This is a genomic window from uncultured Campylobacter sp. (assembly GCF_938040115.1).
Classification (GTDB): domain Bacteria; phylum Campylobacterota; class Campylobacteria; order Campylobacterales; family Campylobacteraceae; genus Campylobacter_A.
In genome coordinates, this window is the sequence record NZ_CALHXD010000218.1 from 1 (window position 1) to 6,430 (window position 6,430).

Genomic DNA, 6,430 nt, shown 5'->3' on the forward strand with positions numbered 1-6,430 from the left:
ACGAGCAAAGATGAGCGGCAAAAAATTTTTAGCTGCCTGCTGCAAACCCGCGATCTGCGAAACGTAAAATTTGCCTGCGAGTTCGCGCTTGCGGAGGACTTCTTCGACCGTCCGTGCGACCTGTTTGAGTATATCGGCTACTGGCTGGAGGCCGTCGGATTTGCCTTTGAGCGGGTTAAATTTGACGCAGACGGCGAAGCTCAAGCGGTAGCGGATGAAATTTTAAAAACGGATGCAAACGAATGCGGCGGCACCAAACAAACCCAAACGAGCGAAAATTTTAAAGCGGATACGACCGAATGTACCGCAAAATTTAACGCAGACAAATCCGACTCCGATAAATCACAAAAAACCCCGAACGATGAAATAAGCTTTGGCGGTGAGAAATTTAGCCTCAAAAGATACTGCAGCCAGCGCATGTATCACATAATCTTTCCGCGCGGCTATTTCGGCGCACCCTATGAGGCGCATCTGGCAAAGCTTCATCCGACCTGGCGATTTGAGGGCGGCGAGGCAGGCTATAATCTCGGCGGAGTCTTGGACGAGCCGGACGGCGATGCGCAAAATCCGCTATTTCATCTCATCACGCTTGATCCGCTACCTCGTGACTTGCCCGTGCGATCGCTGCCGCGCCTAAGCCTCGCCGCTCACGTTAGAGAGGTAAACGAAGGCGAGATAGTCTTTTACGAGCACGACGCGCAGGGTATGCCGCGGCGTATCGGCGAAAGGACGCAGGTCGAATACGCCTTTGACGAACCGATAAAGGAGTGCGAAGTAGCACTTGCGCCCACGCCGGCGCGCTGGGCGGCTCAGGACTGGGGGATGTCAAACAGCAGGCAAAACCTCGCGCGCATCGGCGGCGAGCCATCATGGATACAGGGTGCCTTGGTGCCGACGTGCCCGATATGCGGCGAAAAGATGGAGTTTTTGATGCAGCTAGATAGCGGGCTTCCTAGCGGCGAGGACGGGGAACTACTTCTTGGCAGCGGCGGGATTTTATATGTGTTTTGGTGCGAGCGGACGCGGGTAAGTGCGTTTTTTATGCAGTGCACGTGAGTAATTTTGCTTTTTATAAATTAACCAATAAATTTGAGCGTATTTGCATATAACCAAAAATCAGCTAAATATGTTGCTGCAAATCCAATCATTTCGTGTTTGTGCAAGATGAGATTTTTAGACAAAGCTAAGTCGGTTAAATTTTGCTGATTTTTATGAGAAATCGGATATGCAAATTTGAGATTAATAGCAAAATAGATAAAAAGAGTCGGTAGAGGCTAGCAAATTCCAGACTCATTACTCACCGGCAAGGTTAGAATTACCTTGCCGATCTAATTGCTATTAAATCAAACGTATTCTTTCGTTCGCTTTAAATCGGTGATTAGCAAAGGATTATCCTTGCGCATCATGTTTATCAGTCTCTCTACGCGCTGCGTAGTCGGGTCTTTGCGTAGCCAGTCTAGCTCGCGCTGCGTAATACCGACCATCTGGAGGAACTCGACTCTACCGTTTGGCGTATCTGTGCCGCCTAGTACTGGATCTGGCGCGAAGGCGACGCCTACTAGTTTCGTATCGGTATTAAGGCGCAGAGGAGAATTGGTTGGGATAAAATGATACGCGCCCCATACAAGCTTATAAACAGATCAAATCGCGATCAAATTTAGTCGGCAGCTCGGCAAAACTCGCTCGCAGCTAACACCAAATTCACGCTCCTAACGCCGTCCTCACCTCATCGCTCGCCATCTCGATACTCCACGCAGGCTCCCATACGAGGTCTATCTCGCACTCTTTTACGCCATCGACGTTTAGCACCGCCGTCTCGACCCAGCTTAGTATCATCTCATGTAGCGGGCATGAGCGCGTAGATAGCGTCATCGTGACCTTCGCCTTGCCATTTTCGTCGCAAGCCGCGTCGTAAATAAGCCCCAAGGATACGATATCAAAGCCCACCTCGGGATCGACGATGTTTGAGAGCGCTTTATAGATTTTTTCTTTCATTTTTCTTCCTTTATTCCAAATTTCGTAAATTTAAAAACATTTATCATATTTATCGCAACCAAAACGATACTGACGAGCAGGCAAGCCACGCCGCAGTGCGCGAGCGATTTTATCTCCAGCCAGACGCCAAGCTCGTAGAGTGCGAGTCCAAGAGCATTAAAACCGATACCGATATATGCGGGCTTTTTAAGGATCATCTGATCTAGCAAGGGCACCTTTGTCTTACCCACAAAGGGCGCCACATAGTGGTACCAGATGAGAAACGGCGCGATCTTATAAAGATGAGCCGCGATAAAAGCGAATAAAAAGCCGTATATCAGCATAAATACCGCCATATCGTATCTATCCGCCGCGATAAATGCGTAAAACAGCACAAAGGCTGCAAGCGAAAGAGCGATATTGACATTCCAGTAGTCATAAGCCTTGCGGACGCGCTTTTTTAGGATGTGCAGCGCCTCGGCGACAAAGCAAATAATCGCCGCCCCAAAGGCAAAGTACGCGTAAATCTCGCCAAAAAAGAGCAAAACTCCCGCCAAAATATAAAATCCGAAGGCAAATTTGCTAAGCGTAAATTTTAGATCGTGCGCCAGAGCAAACATCGGTAACAGCACTGTCGCCACGCCGACGATGATAAAAAAAACAAACCCGAGCACGAAATAGACGTGAAATTTAAGCGCGAACATAAAATCCATCGGCAAAGTGCCCGAAAGTATCATCAAAAGGCAAAATCCAAGCGAGATGCCGGCGAGTAAAAATACCGCCGAAACAAAGAGCATAAATGCTGCGAAGCTCTTTTTTTCATTGTCCATAAAGCTAACGATATAGGTCGTGCCAAAAAACAGCAGCGCCAGAAAAAGCGCCATGCCGCCGCCGTGCATGAAGCCCGTTTTGCCGCTGATCATCCCGTAGCCCATCGCAGCGATCCCTACGCAGTAGACGGCTAAATTTAGCATCGCGCCCTTGATCGTCGAAAACGGCTTTTCTAAAATCACCGAAGTGAGCTGATACAACGCGCCGATGATGATGCTCATCACAAATCCGACGAAAAAAACGTGCAAAAATCCCGCCGTCTCAAGCCCCGCGATCGTTTCAAAATCAGCCGCAAAAAAAGCTGGGATACTCGCTATCAAAAAGAAAATACCTGCGATAAAATAACCGCCCACTAGCTTAAAAGGCGGCGCAAAGGTGTTTAAAAGCATAGCCTATCTCAGTGGCAAAGGCTTGTATCTATGTTTTTGACGTCCGCGCCCTGCTTTAGGCTAAAGGTCATCTTGACCGCCCCACCCTCTAAATCCTCGCGCTCGATGTCAAACTGCTCCTCTATTTTAGGGATCAGTCCGGCTGGAAATTTATGATTTACCATCACGATTTTGGTGTTTTGGTTTGCAAATTTGATCGCTACTAGCGCATTTACCATAGGCTCAGGCGGTACACACGGACGGCTGTCAAATCCGACGAAATCCACTCCGCCTTCGCTATATCTATAAAACGGCACCGTCGCGCCCTCGGCGTTAAACTGCTCGGCGCCTTTGAAAAAATCGCTCATTTTTTATCCTTGTTTTAAATTTGGATAATTATACTCTTATTTTGCGCGCGGGCGTCTTGACCTTGCTTAAGGGGTTAAATTTTAAATTCGGCGGTCGAGAGTCAAATTTGAGCGGCGAAACCCGAGCGTTGATGATGTGAAATTTTAGATGAGATAAAATTTGGTGGCGTAAATTTGACCACCAATTAAAACATAAAGCACCGCCTAGCAGTACTGCTTGTAGCCTTTTTTACAGAGCTGTTTTTTGCCCTCTTGTTTTAGGATTTCGTTTTTGCTCTCGCCGTTATAGGTAGCGTTTTGATCGCTGCCGCCGACCTTTTCGCCGTTTACGTAGATATTAGCCGCATAAAGCCCCGCCAAAAATACCAAGAAAATCAAAATTTGCTTCATAGACTGCTTTCAATTAAATTTAATCTCCAAAGCGCAAGCAAATCGCAGTCCAAATTTAAAAGCAGGCACGTCAAATTTAAGCAAAGCGGAGCAAGCGCGCCGCTAATCAATAAGCTTAGAACGGCAAAACGGCGCAGTCAAATTTACGCCGCCTCGCCGCAAAAAAGATCAAATTTTAGTGTAAAAAGTGGCGCACGCCGGTAAAATACATCGCCATGCCGTGCTCGTTTGCCGCCTGCACGACCTCGTCGTCGCGGATGCTGCCGCCAGGCTGTATCACGGCCTTCACGCCCGCCTCGCTTGCGATATCGATACTATCGCGGAACGGGAAAAACGCCTCGCTAGCAAGCGCGCAACCGCGTAAATCAAGCCCCATATCGCGCGCCTTGGCCACTGCCGCACGCGCGGCGTCCACGCGGCTAGTCATACCCATACCGATGGCGACCACGGCGCTGTTTTTCACGTAGACGACGCAGTTGCTTTTCGTGAGTGCCGCAACCTTCCATGCGATTTCTAAGTCTTTTAGCTCAGACTGGCTAGCTGCGCGCGCGGTTTGTAGTTTCATATTTTCTAGCTCGCTAGCTTTTACCTCGTCGCTTTGCTGATAGACAAAGCCGCCGTCAACGTGTTTGAAGTCGTATTTGTCGTTTGCGCGCTGTAAAAATTTATTGCCCTGGGTGAAAATTTTGATACGCTTTTTGGCTTCAAATACAGCAAGCGCGTCCTCGTCCACGTTTGCGGCGATGATGACCTCGACGTAGATTTCGTTGATTTTCTCGGCCAAGGCGCGGTCTAGCGTGCCGTTTATCGCCACCACGCCGCCGTATGCGCTGACGGGATCGCATTTTAGCGCCTCGACGTAGCTCTCGAGTAGATTTGATTTTATGGCAAAGCCGCAAGCGTTAGCGTGCTTTACGATAGCGACCGCAGGTGCAGCGTCAAAGCTGCTTGCAAGCGCTAAAGCGGCGTTTATATCGGTGATGTTGTTAAAGCTCGCTTCACCTTTTAGCGCGATAAAGTTGTTGCTGAAAAAATAATCAAACTCGTATAGCGCGCCCTTTTGGTGCGGGTTTTCGCCGTAGCGCGCGTCAAAAACCTTGCTGCCGGCGATAAATTTCATCTCACCAAAACCGTCATTAAAGCGCTCGTTCATATAATTTGCGATCATCGAGTCGTAGGCCGCGGTGTGCTCGTAGGCTTTTATCATCAAATTTCGCCTAAAAGTAGCCTTCTCGCTCTCGTCCGCACCCCCTATGACTCGTAAAACCTCGTCATAATCAAGCGGACTCGTGACGATATAAACGCTAGCGAAGTTTTTAGCCGCCGATCGCACCATCGCAGGGCCGCCGATGTCGATGTTTTCGATGATCTCGTCAAAATCATCTGTGCGGATAGTGGTTTGTTTAAACGGATATAAATTTACGCAGACCAGATCGATGCCGCCGATGCCGTGCTGTGCGGCTTGACTCACGTGGTTTGCGTCGTTTCGCTTGTGCAAGATGCCGCCGTGAATTTTTGGGTGCAGGGTTTTTACGCGCCCCTCAAACATCTCGGGCGAGCCTGTGTATTCGCTCACTTCGACCGCTTTTACGCCCTGCTCTTTTAGCAGTTTGTGCGTGCCGCCCGTGCTTAATATCTCAAAACCGAGTCGCTCGAGTCCTTTTGCAAACTCTACAACCCCCTCTTTATCGCTGACGCTGATTAATGCTCTCATTTATATTCCTTTCTTTTTTGGGCTTTTCTTTTTCTACTTATGCTTCGTTAGCTTTTAAATTTTAAGCTCGATGAACGATATGTTCTATCTACGCTTAAAATTTAAAACTCGCCTCGCATAAGCGAAAAATAATGTGCCCGGTTATTCCCGATTTGTTTTTTTTGGGTGCTTTTTTGATACTTTGCAAAACCCATCTCGTCCGCTCGCGGCTACGAGCGTAGCGAGGTAGAAAATACCACGCCGAAACTTGGCTGAATTTTACAGAAAATTGACTAAATTTTAAAAATCTAAAGGCGAAGTATTTTTGATTTAGACGCGGCGGTTTTCAATTTTATGGCGGGAGTTACCGAGTGGGTAATGACCGAGTAAAATTTAGAACCAACAAAGTATAAATCAAAAAGACAAGCCGCTAAGCCGCACGTTGTTTTATGGTTTCATACGCCTCATTTATCTCTTGCAACTTACGAGTACTCTTTTCTATCATCTCCTCGCTCTCGCCGCGCCCCATAAGGATATCTGGATGATACTTTTTCACGAGTTCGCGGTAGCGCTTTTTTACCTCGTCAAACGGCGCGCCCTCTTTTAGCCCAAGCACGTCGTAAGGGCTTTTAGCGCGTTTTACGTACGGATCGCTCTGGCCTCCCCCATCTTGCCGCCTTTGCCCGTAAAAATCGTCAAATCTCTTTAAAATCGACCAAAAATCGATCTCGTTAAGTCCAAATCCCAAAGCGATCTGCTCGATGACGTTATGCTTGCTTTTACTAAATTCGCCGTCTATATAGGCC

6 protein-coding genes and 2 pseudogenes are annotated in these 6,430 nt (G+C 48.1%); 1 reads left to right on the forward strand and 7 read right to left on the reverse strand.

Going from position 1 to position 6,430, the window contains the following annotated elements; translation table 11 throughout:
• Positions 1–1,056, forward strand: a pseudogene (locus tag Q0314_RS07315) (hypothetical protein); the annotation flags it as partial.
• Between the two features lie 287 nt (positions 1,057–1,343).
• Here the strand turns inward: Q0314_RS07315 and Q0314_RS07320 are convergent.
• The 7 genes and pseudogenes from Q0314_RS07320 to Q0314_RS07350 all read right to left on the reverse strand — a co-directional run.
• A pseudogene (locus tag Q0314_RS07320) lies at positions 1,344–1,616 on the reverse strand (suppressor of fused domain protein); the annotation flags it as partial.
• Positions 1,617–1,701: 85 nt separating this feature from the next.
• Positions 1,702–1,995, reverse strand: a complete 294-nt coding sequence (locus Q0314_RS07325) for a metal-sulfur cluster assembly factor (protein WP_298057872.1) — start codon at positions 1,993–1,995, stop codon at positions 1,702–1,704.
• Positions 1,992–3,194, reverse strand: coding sequence for a peptidase M50 (locus tag Q0314_RS07330; RefSeq protein WP_298057874.1), 1,203 nt, complete (start codon positions 3,192–3,194; stop codon positions 1,992–1,994). Before Q0314_RS07330 ends, Q0314_RS07325 begins: the two co-directional genes overlap by 4 nt.
• Before the next feature lie 8 nt (positions 3,195–3,202).
• Positions 3,203–3,541: a hypothetical protein gene (locus Q0314_RS07335; protein WP_298057875.1), complete on the reverse strand. Its 339-nt coding sequence runs from the start codon at positions 3,539–3,541 to the stop codon at positions 3,203–3,205.
• A 204-nt stretch (positions 3,542–3,745) separates the two neighbouring features.
• The gene (locus tag Q0314_RS07340; RefSeq protein WP_002946870.1) at positions 3,746–3,931 is read right to left on the reverse strand and encodes a hypothetical protein; all 186 of its coding nucleotides are present in this window, start codon (positions 3,929–3,931) and stop codon (positions 3,746–3,748) included.
• A 175-nt stretch (positions 3,932–4,106) separates the two neighbouring features.
• The gene (gene purH, locus Q0314_RS07345; protein ID WP_298057877.1) at positions 4,107–5,645 is read right to left on the reverse strand and encodes a bifunctional phosphoribosylaminoimidazolecarboxamide formyltransferase/IMP cyclohydrolase; all 1,539 of its coding nucleotides are present in this window, start codon (positions 5,643–5,645) and stop codon (positions 4,107–4,109) included.
• A gap of 409 nt (positions 5,646–6,054) precedes the next feature.
• On the reverse strand, positions 6,055–6,430 hold a 376-nt coding region (locus tag Q0314_RS07350), incomplete at its 5' end, for a DnaJ domain-containing protein (RefSeq protein ID WP_298057879.1).

What these genes read in the sequence shown, in the direction of transcription:
- Q0314_RS07325 (WP_298057872.1), bottom strand. Translation starts at nt 1,995, where the DNA reads ATGAAAGAAAAAATCTATAAAGCGCTCTCAAACATCGTCGATCCCGAG.
- Q0314_RS07330 (WP_298057874.1), bottom strand. Translation starts at nt 3,194, where the DNA reads ATGCTTTTAAACACCTTTGCGCCGCCTTTTAAGCTAGTGGGCGGTTAT.
- Q0314_RS07335 (WP_298057875.1), bottom strand. Translation starts at nt 3,541, where the DNA reads ATGAGCGATTTTTTCAAAGGCGCCGAGCAGTTTAACGCCGAGGGCGCG.
- Q0314_RS07340 (WP_002946870.1), bottom strand. Translation starts at nt 3,931, where the DNA reads ATGAAGCAAATTTTGATTTTCTTGGTATTTTTGGCGGGGCTTTATGCG.
- purH (WP_298057877.1), bottom strand. Translation starts at nt 5,645, where the DNA reads ATGAGAGCATTAATCAGCGTCAGCGATAAAGAGGGGGTTGTAGAGTTT.